At 61.9% G+C, this 15,210-nt stretch carries 19 protein-coding genes; 11 read left to right on the top strand and 8 right to left on the bottom strand.

From position 1 onward, the window contains the following. Positions 1–128: 128 nt before the first annotated feature. The 3 genes from gap to tkt all read right to left on the bottom strand — a co-directional run bounded on the left by gap (position 129) and on the right by tkt (position 3,650). Positions 129–1,124 (bottom strand): type I glyceraldehyde-3-phosphate dehydrogenase, encoded by a 996-nt coding sequence (gap, locus tag V1471_RS01955; RefSeq protein WP_434286618.1) that lies wholly within the window; start codon positions 1,122–1,124, stop codon positions 129–131. 203 nt (positions 1,125–1,327) lie between these two features. Continuing rightward, a complete protein-coding gene (locus tag V1471_RS01960) occupies positions 1,328–1,480 on the bottom strand; it encodes a hypothetical protein (RefSeq protein ID WP_434286619.1) in 153 nt (50 codons plus the stop codon). A gap of 148 nt (positions 1,481–1,628) precedes the next feature. After that, entirely contained in the window at positions 1,629–3,650 is a 2,022-nt protein-coding gene (gene tkt / locus V1471_RS01965; RefSeq protein ID WP_434286620.1) for a transketolase, read from the bottom strand. A gap of 361 nt (positions 3,651–4,011) precedes the next feature. On the opposite strand from tkt, the gene V1471_RS01970 reads away from it, so the two are divergent. From V1471_RS01970 to V1471_RS01980, 3 genes are read left to right on the top strand one after another with little or no spacing between them, the layout of a single operon-like run. Beyond that, the gene (locus tag V1471_RS01970; protein ID WP_434286621.1) at positions 4,012–4,548 is read left to right on the top strand and encodes a hypothetical protein; all 537 of its coding nucleotides are present in this window, start codon (positions 4,012–4,014) and stop codon (positions 4,546–4,548) included. A gap of 3 nt (positions 4,549–4,551) precedes the next feature. Further along, entirely contained in the window at positions 4,552–4,968 is a 417-nt protein-coding gene (locus V1471_RS01975; protein ID WP_434286622.1) for a cell division protein ZapA, read from the top strand. Then, positions 4,968–5,318 carry a hypothetical protein gene (locus V1471_RS01980; protein WP_434286623.1) on the top strand — a complete coding sequence of 117 codons (351 nt, stop codon included), beginning with the start codon at positions 4,968–4,970 and terminating at the stop codon, positions 5,316–5,318. The genes V1471_RS01975 and V1471_RS01980 overlap by 1 nt, the downstream gene beginning before the upstream one ends. Before the next feature lie 67 nt (positions 5,319–5,385). Here V1471_RS01980 and grxD read toward each other — a convergent pair whose 3' ends face one another. From grxD to V1471_RS02005, 5 genes are all read right to left on the bottom strand, one after another. After that, complete coding sequence (grxD, locus tag V1471_RS01985) at positions 5,386–5,745, bottom strand: Grx4 family monothiol glutaredoxin (protein WP_434286624.1); 360 nt, start codon at positions 5,743–5,745, stop codon at positions 5,386–5,388. Between the two features lie 38 nt (positions 5,746–5,783). Then, a complete protein-coding gene (locus tag V1471_RS01990) occupies positions 5,784–6,014 on the bottom strand; it encodes a BolA family protein (protein WP_434286625.1) in 231 nt (76 codons plus the stop codon). Between the two features lie 162 nt (positions 6,015–6,176). Then, positions 6,177–6,674 (bottom strand): hypothetical protein, encoded by a 498-nt coding sequence (locus V1471_RS01995; protein ID WP_434286626.1) that lies wholly within the window; start codon positions 6,672–6,674, stop codon positions 6,177–6,179. 84 nt (positions 6,675–6,758) lie between these two features. Continuing rightward, positions 6,759–8,918, bottom strand: coding sequence for a phosphoribosylformylglycinamidine synthase subunit PurL (purL, locus tag V1471_RS02000; RefSeq protein WP_434286627.1), 2,160 nt, complete (start codon positions 8,916–8,918; stop codon positions 6,759–6,761). Positions 8,919–9,337: 419 nt separating this feature from the next. Continuing rightward, positions 9,338–10,243 (bottom strand): LysR family transcriptional regulator, encoded by a 906-nt coding sequence (locus tag V1471_RS02005; protein ID WP_434290846.1) that lies wholly within the window; start codon positions 10,241–10,243, stop codon positions 9,338–9,340. 351 nt (positions 10,244–10,594) lie between these two features. Between V1471_RS02005 and murI the strand changes: the two genes are divergently transcribed. The 8 genes from murI (at position 10,595) to V1471_RS02045 (ending at position 15,119) form a co-directional block, all read left to right on the top strand. Beyond that, positions 10,595–11,407 (top strand): glutamate racemase, encoded by an 813-nt coding sequence (murI, locus tag V1471_RS02010; protein ID WP_434286628.1) that lies wholly within the window; start codon positions 10,595–10,597, stop codon positions 11,405–11,407. Positions 11,408–11,536: 129 nt separating this feature from the next. Beyond that, positions 11,537–12,565, top strand: a complete 1,029-nt coding sequence (gene argC, locus V1471_RS02015; protein ID WP_434286629.1) for an N-acetyl-gamma-glutamyl-phosphate reductase — start codon at positions 11,537–11,539, stop codon at positions 12,563–12,565. Positions 12,566–12,618: 53 nt separating this feature from the next. Further along, complete coding sequence (ccmE, locus tag V1471_RS02020) at positions 12,619–13,062, top strand: cytochrome c maturation protein CcmE (RefSeq protein WP_434290848.1); 444 nt, start codon at positions 12,619–12,621, stop codon at positions 13,060–13,062. A 115-nt stretch (positions 13,063–13,177) separates the two neighbouring features. Then, entirely contained in the window at positions 13,178–13,789 is a 612-nt protein-coding gene (locus V1471_RS02025; protein ID WP_434286630.1) for a holin-associated N-acetylmuramidase, read from the top strand. Beyond that, positions 13,780–14,367 carry a holin family protein gene (locus V1471_RS02030; RefSeq protein WP_434286631.1) on the top strand — a complete coding sequence of 196 codons (588 nt, stop codon included), beginning with the start codon at positions 13,780–13,782 and terminating at the stop codon, positions 14,365–14,367. The genes V1471_RS02025 and V1471_RS02030 overlap by 10 nt, the downstream gene beginning before the upstream one ends. After that, positions 14,360–14,542, top strand: coding sequence for a hypothetical protein (locus V1471_RS02035; protein WP_434286632.1), 183 nt, complete (start codon positions 14,360–14,362; stop codon positions 14,540–14,542). The genes V1471_RS02030 and V1471_RS02035 overlap by 8 nt, the downstream gene beginning before the upstream one ends. After that, on the top strand, positions 14,542–14,688 hold the full coding sequence (locus V1471_RS02040) for a hypothetical protein (protein ID WP_434286633.1): 147 nt from the start codon (positions 14,542–14,544) through the stop codon (positions 14,686–14,688). The genes V1471_RS02035 and V1471_RS02040 overlap by 1 nt, the downstream gene beginning before the upstream one ends. Continuing rightward, positions 14,685–15,119, top strand: coding sequence for a hypothetical protein (locus V1471_RS02045; RefSeq protein ID WP_434286634.1), 435 nt, complete (start codon positions 14,685–14,687; stop codon positions 15,117–15,119). The genes V1471_RS02040 and V1471_RS02045 overlap by 4 nt, the downstream gene beginning before the upstream one ends. The last annotated feature ends 91 nt before the right edge of the window (positions 15,120–15,210 follow it).

Genomic DNA, 15,210 nt, shown 5'->3' on the forward strand with positions numbered 1-15,210 from the left:
CAGATCAAAAAAAGCGAAATTATGCCCGCAGGATAGCCTGCGGGGCTCATGGCTTTGCCAAAAAATGTGACAGGACGGGGGCTCCTCTTCCCCCGCCCCGAAGGGCGTCTGGTCTGGCCTATAAGGCGTCAGAGCCGGCCCATGGCAGTGGCCACATCGGCCATGCGTGCCGAGAAGCCCCATTCGTTGTCGTACCAGGCGAGCACGCGCACGGTGCGACCGATCACCTTGGTCTGATCGGGGGCGAAGATCGAGGATTGCACCGTGTGGTTGAAGTCGATGGAGACTTTCGGTTCCGGGTCGTAACCGAGAACCGCGCGCATGTGGCCTTCGGCGGCTTCGCGCACGATCTCGTTGACGTCGGCGACGGTCACATCCTTGGAGGCCTGGAAGGTCAGGTCGACGGCGGAGACGTTCGGCGTCGGCACGCGGATCGCCGAGCCGTCGAGCTTGCCCGCCAGTTCCGGCAGCACTTCGGAGATCGCCTTGGCAGCACCGGTGGAGGTCGGGATCATCGCCATGGCGGCGGCGCGGGCGCGGTAGAGATCCTTGTGACGACGGTCCAGCGTCGGCTGGTCGCCGGTGTAGCTGTGGATCGTGGTCATGATGCCGCTCTCGATGCCGATGGCGTCGTTGAGCACCTTGGCGAGCGGCGCGAGGCAGTTCGTGGTGCAGGAGCCGTTCGAAATCATCCGCTCGGTCTCGCGCAGGTCGCGGTGGTTGACGCCGAACACCACGGTGCGGTCGACGTTTTTCGCAGGGGCCGAGATCAGCACCTTGCGCGCACCGCGTTCGAGGTGAACGTCGGCTTTGTGGCCATCGTTGAACTTGCCGGTGCATTCGAGCACCACATCGACACCCTCCCAATCCAGCTCCTCCGGGTTGTAGGTCGACATCACCTGGATCGGACCATTGCCCAGATCCATCGTGTTGCCCTCAATCGACACCGTGCCGCCGAAACGGCCATGGATGCTGTCGTATTTCAACAGGTGCGCGTTGGTCTCAATCGGACCGGTGGCATTGATCTTGACCACCTCGATCTCGTTCAGCCCGGCCTCTGCGATATGCGCGAGCGTGCAGCGCCCGATGCGGCCAAATCCGTTGATCCCGAGTTTGATGGTCATATTGCGTCTCCGGCTGATGTTCTGTTGAGGAGGGGAGTTGCAGGTCGGTATACGGCGGTGTGCCGTTTTGGAAAAGTGTTTAACGCCAACATGTTCGCGCAAACATCACCAAAAGAGGCGGTTTAGCGATAACAAGATGAGAACAACTCAACGCCATCTCGGGGACCCGAAGGCCCCCGAGAGAAAACCCGTCATATTTCAACTCACATGCCGGGCAGTTTGCAATCGTTCGAATCGAGCGTTTGCACCGGATCGCCGGGCGCGCAGGTTTCGTGACTGACCGGATATTCGGTGGGCGCAGGTTCCATGCAACCGACCAGAACTCCGAGGCTCATAAGGATCAAGAGAATACGCATGACAGTCCTCCTTTCCGCCATGTCCTAGTGTGCCACGACACGCCCGATCGCGCCATGATCAGGGTCATAATCGGGGCCGGAAACGGGGGCGGAAACGCGAAAACGCCCACCGAAGCGGGCGTTTTCAAAATCTGCGCGGAGGCTGAGATCAGCCCAGCAGGGCCTTGACCTGCGCCACGATGTTCTCAGCGGTGATGCCGAATTTCTCGTAAAGCTCTTCGGCCGGGGCGGAGGCACCGAAGCGGTCCATGCCGACGAAAGCCTGTTTCGCTTCACGGCCACGCTCGCCCAGCAGCCAGCGGTCCCAGCCGCCTGCGCGCATCGCGGCCTCGACGCCGACGCGCACCGGACCGGCCGGAAGCACCTTGCGGCGGTAGGCTTCGTCCTGCTCGGCGAAAAGCTCCATACAGGGCATGGAGACAACGCGGGTGCCGATGCCGTTCTCTTGCAGGATCTTGCGGGCTTCCATGGCGATCGCCACTTCGGAACCGGTGGCGATCAGGATCGCGTCGCGCTTGCCCTCGGCTTCGGCCAGCACATAGGCGCCTTTCGACACGAGGTTGGCGGTTTTGTGCTCGGTCCGCAGCGTCGGGACGTTCTGACGGGTCAGCACGAGGACAGACGGGGTTTTCTGCGAGGTCAGGGCAATTTCCCAGGCCTCAGCCGTTTCGACCGTATCCGCCGGACGGATCGTCAGCGTGTTCGGTGTCGCGCGGCAGATCGCGAGATGTTCGACCGGCTGGTGCGTCGGCCCGTCTTCGCCCAGACCGATGGAGTCATGGGTCATGACATAGGTCACCGGAATGCGCATCAGAGCCGACAGACGCATCGCCGGGCGCGCGTAATCGGTAAAGCAGAAGAAGGTGCCGCCATAGGGGCGGATACCGCCGTGCAGCGCCATGCCGTTCATCGCGGCGGCCATGCCGTGCTCACGGATGCCGTAATACACGTAACGACCCTTGCGGTTGGTCTCGTCGAAGACACCCATGTCGCCGGTCAGCGTGTTGTTCGAACCGGTGAGATCGGCGGAGCCGCCAATGGTCTCGGGCATGATCGGGTTGATCACTTCGAGCACCTTCTGCGAGGAGGCGCGGGTCGCCAAGCTCGGCGCGGTCTCGGAGATCTGCTTTTTGAATGCCTTGATCGTGGCGGAGAGCTTCTTCGGTGCTTCCCCCGCGAAAACGCGGTTGAACTCGGCCTGACGACGTTCGGATTGCTCCTCGAAGCGGGCTTCCCATTCGACGCGCTCATGGCGGCCTTTGGAGCCGATCTCTTCCCATTCGGCTTTCACCTCGGGCGAGACCTCATAAGCGCCCCAGTTCACGCCATAAGCGGCTTTTGCGGCGGCGAGTTGCTCGGGATTGGTCAGCGCGCCATGGCCTTTGGAGGTGTCCTGCGCGGCGTGACCCAGAGCGATATGGGTCTTGCAGGCGATCATCGACGGTTTCTTGGATTTCTTCGCGGCTTCGATGGCAGCGTCGATCTGTTCCGGATCGTGACCGTCGATGGCTTGAACATGCCAGCCCGCGGCTTTGAAGCGCGCCACCTGATCGGTGCGGTCGGCGATGTCGACTGTGCCGTCGATGGTGATGTTGTTGTTGTCCCAGAAGACGATGAGCTTGGAGAGCTTCTGACGCCCGGCGAGCGCGATGGCTTCCTGGCTCACACCTTCCATGAGACAGCCGTCACCGGCCATCACATAGGTGAAGTGGTTCTGAAGCTTGGTGCCGAACCGGGCGCGCAGGCTTTCTTCGGCCATGGCGAAACCGACGGCATTGGAAATGCCCTGGCCGAGCGGGCCGGTGGTGGTTTCGACGCCATCCAAGAGGAAGTTTTCCGGGTGTCCGGCGGTTTTCGCGCCCATCTGACGGAAGTTCTTGATCTCCTCGAGCGGCATCTCTTTGTAGCCGGTGAGATAGAGCAGGGAATAGATCAGCATGGAGCCGTGGCCTGCCGACAGGATGAACCGGTCGCGGTCTGGCCAGAGCGGTGCGGAGGCATCGAATTTCAGATGCTTGCCGAACAGCACGGTGGCCACATCGGCCATGCCCATCGGCATACCGGAGTGACCGGAATTGGCACCGGCGACGGCATCGAGGGTCAGGGTACGAATGGCGGCGGCACGCATCCAGTGATCGGGGTGCGCCTCGCGCAGGGTTGCGATATCCACGGGCGGATCTCCTTTAGGCTCCCAAACGGGGCCGGACCCTGTGGAATCCACGGAAATTCCGGCCTTTCGGGCCTCCTGATAACGATGTGACGGCAAAGTGCAAGCGGCGAGGTGCGGTTGCGACGCTATTGAACATGGTCATGTGGAGGGTGGCGGGGGCTTTCCGCGCCCGGTTGAGGAGGCATGTTGGTAAATCCGGCCTCATGAGATAGTCTCGCGAATCAAGAGAGAGAACATGAGGCCCGCGCGCTTCGCCCTTGAGGACAAAGGAAGTTTCGGCTTTCATGGGGCTTAGGCAGAGTTCAGGCAAGGCGCTGGGAGAGGGGCTCGTGATGACAAGGCAGAATGTGAGTAGGTGGCAATGAGCGAGATTTCCGATTTCGAGGCCCGGATCACAGCCGCGCTTGAGCGGATCGGGCGCGCGGTGGCGGTGGCCGAAGAGCGAACCGAAGCGGCGCAGACGCAGGTCGAGGGGGGAGTCGCGAGCGATGTGCTCGAGGCCGAGGTTGCGCGGCTGAACGATGCGCTGGCCGAGGAACAGAGCGCCAACGCCCAGCTCGAGGCGCGGGTGAAGGCGATCCATGACCGTCAGGAAAGCCATGTCGCGGCGCTCGAAGACGAGGTGGAAACACTCCGCCGTCAGTTGATGGACCACGACCGCGAGATGCAGAAGCTGCGCAATGTGAACGCGCAGCTGCGCGAGAACAACGCGGCGCTGCGGGCGGCGAATGCCGAGGGCTTGGGCGATGCGAGCCTGATCGACGAGGGCATGCGTGCGGAACTTGAGGCGCTCAAGGCGACGCGCGATGTAGATGTGACGGAGCTCGATGCGCTCCTGACGGAACTGCGCGCGGTGATGACACGCAGCGCGGCGGTGCCGTCGAGCGAGGAGGTATAAGCGATGCCCGAAGTGAAAATCTCCATCGGTGGACGCGAATTCGATGTGGCCTGTCAGTCCGGTGAGGAACATTTCCTGAAATCCGCCGCCCAGCTTCTGGACAATGAGGCTTCGGTTTTGTCGAGCCAGATCGGGCGGTTGCCGTCTGAACGGATGCTGTTGATGGCGGGGCTGATGCTTGCGGACAAGACGGCGGGGATGGAAGAACAGATGCGCGCGCTCGAAAGCAAGCTCGGCGCGCAGGAGGCGCTGATCGAAGAGATGCGGGCGCGCCCGGAGCCGGAACCGCAGAAGATCGAGGTGCCGGTGGTGCCCGCCGATGTCACCGACACACTGGCCGAAATGGCGGCGCGGGCGGAGGCGATGGCGGCGGCGTTCGAAGAGCGTCTGGGCGTGACCGATACGCTGGGCGAGGCGTGATGCGCTGGCTCGCGGCACTTGGTTTGGGCCTTGCCCTCACAGGTGCGGCGCAGGCGGAGGATATTGTCGAGGGGCAGTATGACTGTGCAAGCGGCGTGACGCTGCCGCGCGTGTTCCTGCCCATCGAAGAAACCGGCGATCTCTATGTGATCCTCTTTGTCGAAGGGCGGCTTCTGGTGTTTTATCCGCAAGGCGCGACACCGGACGGGATCTCGCTTTTCACGCATTACGTCGGAGACGCGCAGGAATATCTTTATTTCGAAGGCCCGGACGGGCAGACGCGGCTGGTGTTTCAGGACGGGGACGAGGTCCGCGTGATCGCCGATGAGTGCCGGTTTTCGATCTACTAATGATCAGATAAGACAGCAAAAAAGGCGCGGGATGATCGCGCCTTTCGTGGTTCTGTAAGCGTTCGGATCAGGCGTTCGCGGCGCGGATCTGGTCGGCTTTCTCGGTGTCGAAGGCGACGCCCTTGTCCGCGAGCATTTGGTCCAGCTCGCCCGAGAGCGTCATCTCGATCACGATGTCGCAGCCGCCGACGAATTCGCCTTTGACGTAAAGCTGCGGAATGGTCGGCCAGTCGGAGAATTCCTTGATCCCTTGGCGGATTTCCTCGTCGGAGAGCACGTCCACGTCGAGATAATCGACGCCCATGAAGTTGAGAATCCCGGCCACTTTCGAGGAAAACCCGCAGCGCGGCATGAGTTTCGTGCCCTTCATGAAGAGAACGACATCGTTTTCATCGACAGTGGTCTGGATGGTGTCTTGTGCAGTCATATCAATGTCCTTTCGCCGCCCCGTGGGGCGCTTGTGCGTTATTCCGGGGCGCGGGTGGTGAGTGCCAGCGCGTGCAGCTCGCCGCTTTCGAGCTGGGCTTTGAGGGTCGCGTTCACGGCGCGTTGTTGCTGGACGCGGTTCATGCCCTTGAACGAGGGGTCGATCACCTCGGCGGCGAAATGCTGACCGTCGTCGCCCTGAACGATGATCTTGGCGTCGGGCAGACCTGCGCGGATCAGGTGTTCGATGTCAGAGGCGGTGATGGCCATGAAGGGCGCTCCTTAGCGTCGTGATTGGGTCGGAGTGGAATGTAAGCTCTGCACCGGGGCGCTGCAAGCGCTCAAACCGGAGAGGGGCTTTGTGTGGCTTTGCAGAGCGGTTTTTGCTGTCGGATTTGCGTCGGACTTTTGTCGGACTTCTGTCGGGCAGGCTTAGGCGCCGGGTCTTTGGGCAAGTGCGTCGAGAAAGGCGTCGAAATCGGCGGCCAATGTCTCGGTGTCGGCCCAAGCCCGTGCGCATTTGCGCAGGAGCCGCAGGCGTTCGGCTTCAAGATCGTCGGGCAGGGCGAGGGCTGCGGCCTCGACCAGTTGCTTCATCCGCTCGTGCAGCGGTTTGAGCCGGTCGAAATCCCGGAGCATGGCGGGCAGGAGCGTCGGGTCGTCGCGCCAGCTTTCGCCGTTGAAGCGCATTTGTGTGACGCGTTGCCCCGCGCCCGCGCAATCGTAGAGCACACAGCCGGGATTGCCGATGGTTTCGAGCTGGTCATGGCAGGAACAGAGGTGACCGGCGAGATTGGGGCAAGGGGTGCCCGCCGGTTTGTCGAAGGAAAAGAGATCGCCCTTGTCGAGTGTCAGGCCCACGCAACAGAGTGCTGCGCATTGGGAACAGTCGGAGGTGAGATCGGGCCAGAGATTGGGCGTGATGGTCATGTGTTTCTCATAAAGCAAAAGGCCCGCGGTGCGGCGGGCCTTTCTTTGAGTATTTGTCCAGCAAAGGAAACTCAGCCAAAGATCTCAGCCGAAGATCTCTGTGAAGGTGCCGCGATAGATGGCGGACAGCTCGGCGAGCGGGGCCGCGGAGGTGCCGAATTTGACCGCGTCGCCGCCGAATTTGCCGACGGTCGCCACCGGCACACCGGCCTGAGCGGCGGCGGCCATCAGGGCCTCGGCCTGATCGAAGGAGCAGGCGATGAGGTAGCGGGCCTGATCTTCGCCGAACAGCGTGGCGGTGTCGTCCGCGTCGAGCGTGACGCCGACACCGGCGGCTTCGGCCATCTCGAAGGCTGCAAGCGCCAGTCCGCCGTCGGACAGATCGGTCACGGCACCGATCAGCTTGCCATTGGCGCGGATGAACTCGCCGTTGCGTTTCTCGGCGGCGAGATCGACATGCGGTGCGTCGCCGTCTTCGCGGTTGAACACTTCGTAGAGGAGGGCGGATTGGCCGAGAAGGCCTTGGGTCTCGCCCACGAGCACGGCGATGTCTCCCTCGTTCGCCAGCCCGGCGATCAGGTCGTCTTCCGAGGCGATGAGGCCCACGGCGCCGATGGTCGGGGTCGGCAGGATGCCTTCGCCGTAGCTCTCATTGTAGAGAGAGACGTTGCCGGAGACGATCGGCATGTCGAGGAAGGCGACGGCCTGGCCGATGCCGTCGAGCGCGCCGACGAACTGGCCCATGATCTCGGGCTTTTCGGGGTTGCCGAAGTTCAGGTTGTCGGTGGTCGCCAAGGGTAGCGCGCCGACGGCAGTGAGGTTGCGATAGGCTTCGGCGACGGCTTGTTTGCCGCCCTCAACCGGGTTGGCGCGCACGTAGCGCGGCGTCACATCGGAGGTGAAGGCGAGCATTTTGGGCGTGCCATGGACGCGGATCACACCGGCACCAAGGCCCGGCGTGCGCACCGAGTCGGCCATCACTTGCGTGTCGTATTGTTCATAGACCCAGGCTTTGGAGGCGTAGTTCGGCGAGGAGATCAGACCTTTGAGCCCGTCGATCCCGTCGATCTGCGGCACATCGGCGACCTGTTCGGCCTCGGGCGTCGGGACCCAGGGGCGGTCGTATTCCGGCGCGGAGGAGGCAAGCGTGGAGAGCGGCAGATCGGCCATGCATTTGCCGTTGTGCATGATCAGGAAGCGGTCTTCTTCGATGGTTTCGCCGACGATGGCGAAATCGAGGTCCCATTTCTCGAAGACGGCGCGGGCTTCGGCCTCTTTCTCGGGCTTGAGCACCATGAGCATGCGTTCCTGAGACTCGGAGAGCATCATCTCATAGGCGGTCATGTTGGGTTCGCGCTGGGGCACGTTTTCCAGATCGAGGCGCACGCCAAGCCCGCCCTTGTCGCCCATTTCCACGGCGGAGCAGGTGAGGCCGGCGGCCCCCATGTCCTGAATGGAGATCACCGCGCCGGTCTGCATCAGCTCCAGCGTGGCTTCCATCAGGCATTTCTCGGTGAACGGGTCGCCGACCTGAACGGTGGGGCGTTTCTCTTCGATGCTGTCGTCGAATTCGGCCGAGGCCATGGTCGCACCGCCGACGCCGTCACGGCCGGTTTTCGCGCCCAGATAGACGACGGGCATGCCGACGCCGGAGGCGGCCGAGTAGAAAATCTTGTCGGCGTCTGCGAGACCCGCTGCGAACGCGTTCACAAGGCAGTTACCGTTATAGGCGGCATGGAAGCGCACTTCGCCGCCGACGGTCGGAACGCCGAAACAGTTGCCGTAGCCGCCGACGCCTTGGACGACGCCATGGACAAGTTGCTTGGTTTTCGGATGGTCTTTGACGCCGAAGGAGAGCGCGTTCATCGCGGCGATGGGGCGCGCGCCCATGGTGAACACGTCGCGCAGAATGCCACCGACACCGGTCGCAGCGCCCTGATAGGGCTCGATATAGGACGGGTGGTTGTGGCTTTCCATTTTGAAGACCACGGCCTGACCGTCGCCGATGTCCACCACACCGGCGTTCTCGCCGGGGCCGCAAATGACCTGCGGGCCGGTCGTCGGCAGTTTGCGCAGATGGATTTTCGAGGATTTGTAGGAACAGTGCTCGTTCCACATGGCCGAGAAAATGCCCAGCTCGGTAAAGCTCGGCTCGCGGTTCAGAATGCGCAGGATCTCGGCGTATTCTTCCGGCTTGAGACCGTGGGCGGCGATGATCTCTTCGGTGATGGCGGGTTCGGTCATGAGTGTCCCCTCGAATGTCCCCGGGGCTTGTCCCCCGTGGGCGGCAGCGTCATACCGCGCCCTCTTAGGACGTTTGGCGGTTTTGCGAAAGGGGCTAAAGCGTCTGTTGGTGTGCCTTTGCGGCGGTTTTTCGGGGTTTTCGGGTGGGGAGATCGTGCGGTCCGTCGGGCGACACAAAACCGGGAGAAAAGCAAAAAAAAGGCCGAGCAGAGCTCGGCCTAAGTCCAACAGGGAGGTAAAACCGCGATGAGTTGCCTCAATCGGCGGCTTCATTGCTGCATTTAAGGGCGGTTTGTGAATCGTTCAAGGGGTTTTCTGCGCATGCATTGCAATGCCGCCATGCGGAAATTGCATAGCCCCTTGCTGGGTCCCTTGCCGGGATTGGCGCAGATCGCGTGCCAATCCCAACCGGCATGGGCTCAGAGCAACTCGTCCTTGCGCATGACGCGGCGGTGAGCGTTGATTTCCTCGATGATGAAATCGCGGAACACCTCGATGCGTTTCGAATGGCGCAGTTCTTCGGGATAAGCGAGGAACACGGGCACTTCGCCGCTTTCCACCTCCGGCAGGACGCGGATGAGGTGCGGCGAGGTTTCCACGAGGTAATCGGGCAGGACGCCGACACCGAGATGGTTCAGAACGCCCTGCAACACGCCGAAATAGTTGTTCACGAAGAGCTTCGAGCGGATGTTGTGATCGTTCAGCTCCTCGACCAGACGGGCGCCTGCGGCGACCTGATGGGCATTCGGGTTCTGACAGATCAACCGGTGCTTGGTCAGATCGTCCATGGTTTCCGGGGTGCCGTGCTCGGCCAGATATTCCGGCGTCGCGAAGAGCCGCATGCGGATGTTCATCAGGCGCTTGCGGATCAGATCGGCCTGCGACGGCTCTTTCATCCGGATCGCGACATCGGCCTCGCGCATCGGCAGGTCGAGCACGCGCTCCTCAAGCATCAGATCGATGTTGAGTTCGGGGTATTTCTCATAAAGCTTCGAGAGGCGCGGCGCGAGCCAGAGCGTGCCGAAGCCGGTGGCGGAGGTGACGCGCAGTTCGCCGTAGACCTCTTCCTCGCTGTCCCGAATGCGCGCGGCGGCGGCGTCCAGACGTTTCGCCATGGCGCGGGTCGCCTCGAACAGCAACTCGCCCTGCTCGGTAAGAATCAGCCCGCGGGCGTGGCGGTGAAACAGCGTCGTCGAGAGCGATTCCTCCAGTGCCCGGATTTGCCGCGAGACGGCGGACTGGCTCAAATGCAGGGCGTCCCCCGCATGGGTGAGCGATCCGGCATCTGCCACCGCGTGGAAAATTCTCAGCTTGTCCCAATCCATACCCGTCACCTGCTCCTCCTCCTCTTTCGGACAGTTTACACGAAACTTAGCCCGAAAAGGTATTTTGGCCGCTTCATTCTTTGTTTTTGCTCAGACCGCAAGGGGATTGCCTTGCGCTACCACAAATTGACGCGAAGATATGAAGCAATTGCAAAGATTTCGGGCAAAGAGGGGTGATCGCAGGCAAACTGCCCAGGGCAGTAAGCGCATCGGACCGCGCCGAAGCGGCTGGCCGAATTCCGCGGGGACAGCAAAAAGTTGATGGATTTTCTGTGCGCCGAGACCTATTCACTATCGTCAAAGCCCGTGGTGCGAACCGGGCGCAAAAAGGTCTGAAGGATCGGGATTGATATGGCAGTCGGCATTTTTGACAGTGGTTTGGGCGGGTTGACGGTGCTCGATGCGGTTCAGAAGCGCCTTCCCGATGTGCCCTTCGTCTATTTCGGCGACAATGCGCATGCGCCTTACGGGGTGCGCACCGCCGATGACATTTACAACCTGACGACGACGGCGGTGGAACGCCTCTGGGAGGCGGGCTGCGATCTCGTGATCCTCGCCTGCAACACGGCCTCGGCGGCGGCGCTCCGGCGGATGCAGGAAAGCTGGATTCCCCGCGAAAAGCGGGTGTTGGGCGTTTTCGTGCCGCTGATCGAGGCGCTGACCGAACGGCAATGGGGCGACAACTCGCCGCCGCGCGAGGTCGAGGTGAAACATGTGGCGCTTTTTGCGACGCCCGCCACCGTGGCGTCGCGTGCGTTTCAGCGCGAGCTGGCGTTTCGGGCCATTGGTGTCGATGTCGAGGCGCAGGCCTGTGGCGGCGTGGTCGATGCCATCGAAGAGGGCGACATGATTTTGGCGGACGCTTTGGTGCGGTCGCATGTCGATGCGCTCAAACGCAAGATGCCGACGCCGGATGCGGCGATTTTGGGCTGTACCCATTATCCGATCATGCAGGATGCCTTTCAGGAGGCGCTGGGCGCGGATGTGAAAGTGTTTTCACAGGCCAATCTGGTGGCCTCGTCGCTCGCGGATTACCTGACGCGGCATCCGCAGATGGTCGGGTCGGGGACGGAGACGATGTTCCTGACCACCGGGGACCCGGCGAAGGTGTCGCGCGGGGCGACGCAATTCCTGCGACGAAAAGTCGAGTTCATCAAGGCGTGACGGGTTTCGGGGAGGGGCGTTTGCCCTGCGCCCACCCGTCGCAATTGCGATAGATTCAGAATCCTTCTAAGTTGAGGGCGCCTGTTTGAGCGAGGACGCGCAGCAGGGCCGATGTGAGAGATGACCACCATGACCTATAAAATCGCCATTCTTGGAGCCTCCGGCTATACGGGCGCGGAACTTGTTCGCCTGATCGCGACCCATCCGATGATGGAGATCGTGGCGCTGTCCGGTGACCGCAAGGCGGGGATGGAAATGGCGGAGGTCTACCCGCATCTGCGTCACATGGAGCTTCCGGCGCTGTGCAAGATCGAGGACATCGATTTCGCGAGCGTCGATCTGGCGTTTTGCGCGCTGCCGCATGCGACTTCGCAAGCGGTCATCAAAGAATTGCCGCCGACGACCAAAGTGGTCGATCTGTCGGCGGATTTCCGGCTGCGCGACCCGGACGAATACGAAAAATGGTACGGCAAGCCGCACTCCGCCGTGGAGATCCAGAAAGAGGCGGTCTATGGCCTGACCGAATTCTACCGCGACGAGATCAAAGGCGCGCGGCTTGTGGCCGGGACCGGGTGCAATGCCGCGACGGGCCAGTTCATCCTGCGGCCCTTGATTGCGGCGGGGGTGATCGATCTGGACCAGATCATTCTCGATCTCAAGGTGGCCGTGTCGGGTGCCGGACGGTCTTTGAAAGAGCATCTGCTTTACGGTGAGTTGGAAGACAACGCCTTCGGCTATTCCATCGGCGGCAAGCACCGGCATTTGGGCGAATTCGACCAGGAATTTTCCAAGATCGCGGGGCGCGACGTGCGCATCCAGTTCACCCCGAACCTGATCCCCGCCACCCGCGGCATCCTTGCCACGGCTTACGTGCAGGGCGAAGCAAGTGCGGTGCATTACGCGCTGGCCGACGCTTACATGAATGAACCTTTCATCCATGTGCTGCCCTTTGGCCAGGCGCCTGCGATGAAACATGTGCGCGGCTCGAATTTCTGCCATATCGGTGTGGTGGAGGACCGCATTCCGGGTCGTACCATCGTCATCGGCACCATCGACAACCTGACCAAAGGCTCGTCCGGTCAGGCGATCCAGAACGCCAACCTGATGCTGGGGCTCGATGAGACCATGGGTCTCATGAATGTGCCCATGTATCCATAATGTATCCGTAACGTGACCCGTAAGGGAGCTGAGGAGGAGATCCCATGGCCGGTTTGAAAAACCTTAAAAAGACGCGCCGCATTCAGGTTTTTGCGGTGGCCGCCGTGGCGCTGGCGCTGTCCACCGGCATGATCGGCTATGCGATGCGCGACGGGATCAACCTCTACCGCGACCCGTCGAAGGTGAAGGCCGAACCGCCACGCGCGGGCGAGATTTTCCGCTTGGGCGGGCTTGTCGAAGACGGCACTCTGGTGCGGGGCGAAGGCACCCATGTGACCTTTTCGGTGACCGACGGGGCGGAGACGATCCCGGTGACCTTCGAGGGCGTTCTGCCGGATCTCTTCGGCGAAAATCAGGGCATGATCGGCACTGGCTCCATGGTCGGCGACACGTTCGTGGCGACCGAGATTCTGGCGAAACACGACGAGACCTATATGCCGAAAGAGGTGATGGAGTCGCTGAAAGAGACCGGGGTCTATAAAGAGCCGGAGAGCTGAGTTTCCGCCTAAGTCTATATGAATGCTTGTTAAACTTCGACGCGCGCGGTGATTTCCACGCGCGTTAACCTTTTTGCGCGAGCCTCAACTCATCAATTTGGTGGGATTGAGGCAGATGAAAACAGTACAGCAAATCGCGATGGAAATCGTCGCCCGCGAGGGCGGTTACGTCAATGACCCCGACGATCCGGGCGGGGCGACGAAATACGGGGTGACGCTTGGCACGATGCAGCGGATCGGGCTCGATCTCGATGGCAACGGGCGGATCAACGAGGCCGATGTCAAACGGCTGACGCGCGACAAGGCGCGGGATATTTTCGTCGAACATTATTTCAAAGGCCCGCGGATCGACGAATTGCCGCCGGTGCTGCAAGCCAGCGTGTTCGACATGTATGTCAACACGGGCGCCAATGCGGTGCGGATTTTGCAGCGGCTTTTCAATGACATGGGGCAGCGCATCGCCATCGACGGGGCGGTCGGGCCACAGACCATCGAGGCGGCGTTTATCGCCCAGTCTCTGGCGCCGAATTATCTTGCGGACGCATACGGCATCGCCCGGCGCAATTACTATTACGCGCTGGCGGATCGCCGTCCGGGATCGCGCAAATATGCCAAACGCCGGGATGGCGGCAAGGGCGGCTGGATCACCCGCGCCGAAGAGTTCATTTCCCCGCGCTATCACCTGACGGAGGCCGAGCATGCCGCTCGGGTGGCGGCATGGGGCTGATCGGGCGGATTTTCGACGCGCTCTTTGGCGACGGGCGCAATGTGGTGAAGGACACGGCCGAAGTGTTCTTTGAGAACAAGGAAAACGCCGGCGCGCGGGAAGCGGGCTATCGCTCGGCGGCGATGCAGCAATTCGCGGGCGAATTCGCGACGGCGCGCACCGGCTATTTCGACCGGTTCATGGATGCCTTGAACCGGGTGCCGCGCCCGCTGATGGCTTTTGGCACCATCGGGCTTTGCGTCTCGGCCATGGTCGATCCGATCTGGTTTGCCTCGCGCATGCAGGGGATCGCGCTTGTGCCGGAGCCGCTGTGGTGGCTGTTGGGCACCATCGTGTCGTTTTATTTCGGGGCGCGCTATCAGGTGAAATCTCAGGAATTCCAACGCTCTGTCGCCTCGACCATGGCGCAGGCCCCGGTGGTTCAGGCCAATATCGCAGCGCTCCGGGCGCTCGATGCGGGCGCGCAGGGGCAGGGGCTTCCGTCCGGCTCGGGATGGAGTGCCGCGCCTGTCGATGTGCCGGGGTCCGAGGCGCCCAACCCTGCGCTTGCGGCCTGGAGGGAGGGACGTGATGAGTGATGCTCTGATTGGCGCTTTGGCTGAACACGGACCCTGGGTGCTCATGGTGTTTTTCCTGCTCTATCGCGACCTGCAAAAGGATCAGGCGACGCGGCGGGTTCTGGACAAAAACACGCAGATCCTGATCGAGATGACCACGATGATCCGGGAGCGTTTGCCCAGAGGAGGATCGTGATGCGGAGGTTCAGGATGCGTTGCGACAGGATGAAAGTGGTCCTGCGGGAGATTTGGCTGGGCGAGGCCCTGACCGCAGCTCTGCGGCGGAACCGGGAAGCGGCGGATGCGCTCGACGCGGTCGTGAAGGAGATGTTGAAGCAATGAAACAGGTTCTTACTCTCTATGGCGTCGTGCTGGGCGCTCTGGCGGTTGCGGTGGCGACGTTCGGCGTGGCGGAGGCGCTTGTACTGAGCTTCGGGGCCATCGCTTTGATGGCGCTGATGATCTCCGGCACGTTTCTCTGGCTCTGGCAGGTGCGCGCGACACCTCTGGCGCTGGGCATGTCTTTGAGCTGGGCCGGATCGGGGCTGACCACCGGCTGGTGGTGGGCGATGCAGGTGGCACAGAGCACGGTTTTGGGGCCGGTTGCGGGCGTGGAGACGGTCGCATTGTTCCTGTTCCTGTCGCTCCTGATCTCGGGTGCGGTGCTTCACTTCTCGGTGATACAGGGCACGTTCGGGCTTTCGGGGGTGAAATTCCTTTGGCCGGTCGCGGGCGCGGTGAGCGTCTCTTTTGGGGTGCTTTTGATCCTCTGAGGTCAAAAGCCGGTGGGAAGAGACGGGAAGGGGCCAGGGGTGGCCCCTTTCCTCTGTGTGACATCATTTCCTTGCGACATCCGCGCGCAGG

The sequence above is a fragment of the Celeribacter sp. SCSIO 80788 genome (assembly GCF_051054295.1).
In the GTDB taxonomy this organism is placed as follows: domain Bacteria; phylum Pseudomonadota; class Alphaproteobacteria; order Rhodobacterales; family Rhodobacteraceae; genus Celeribacter.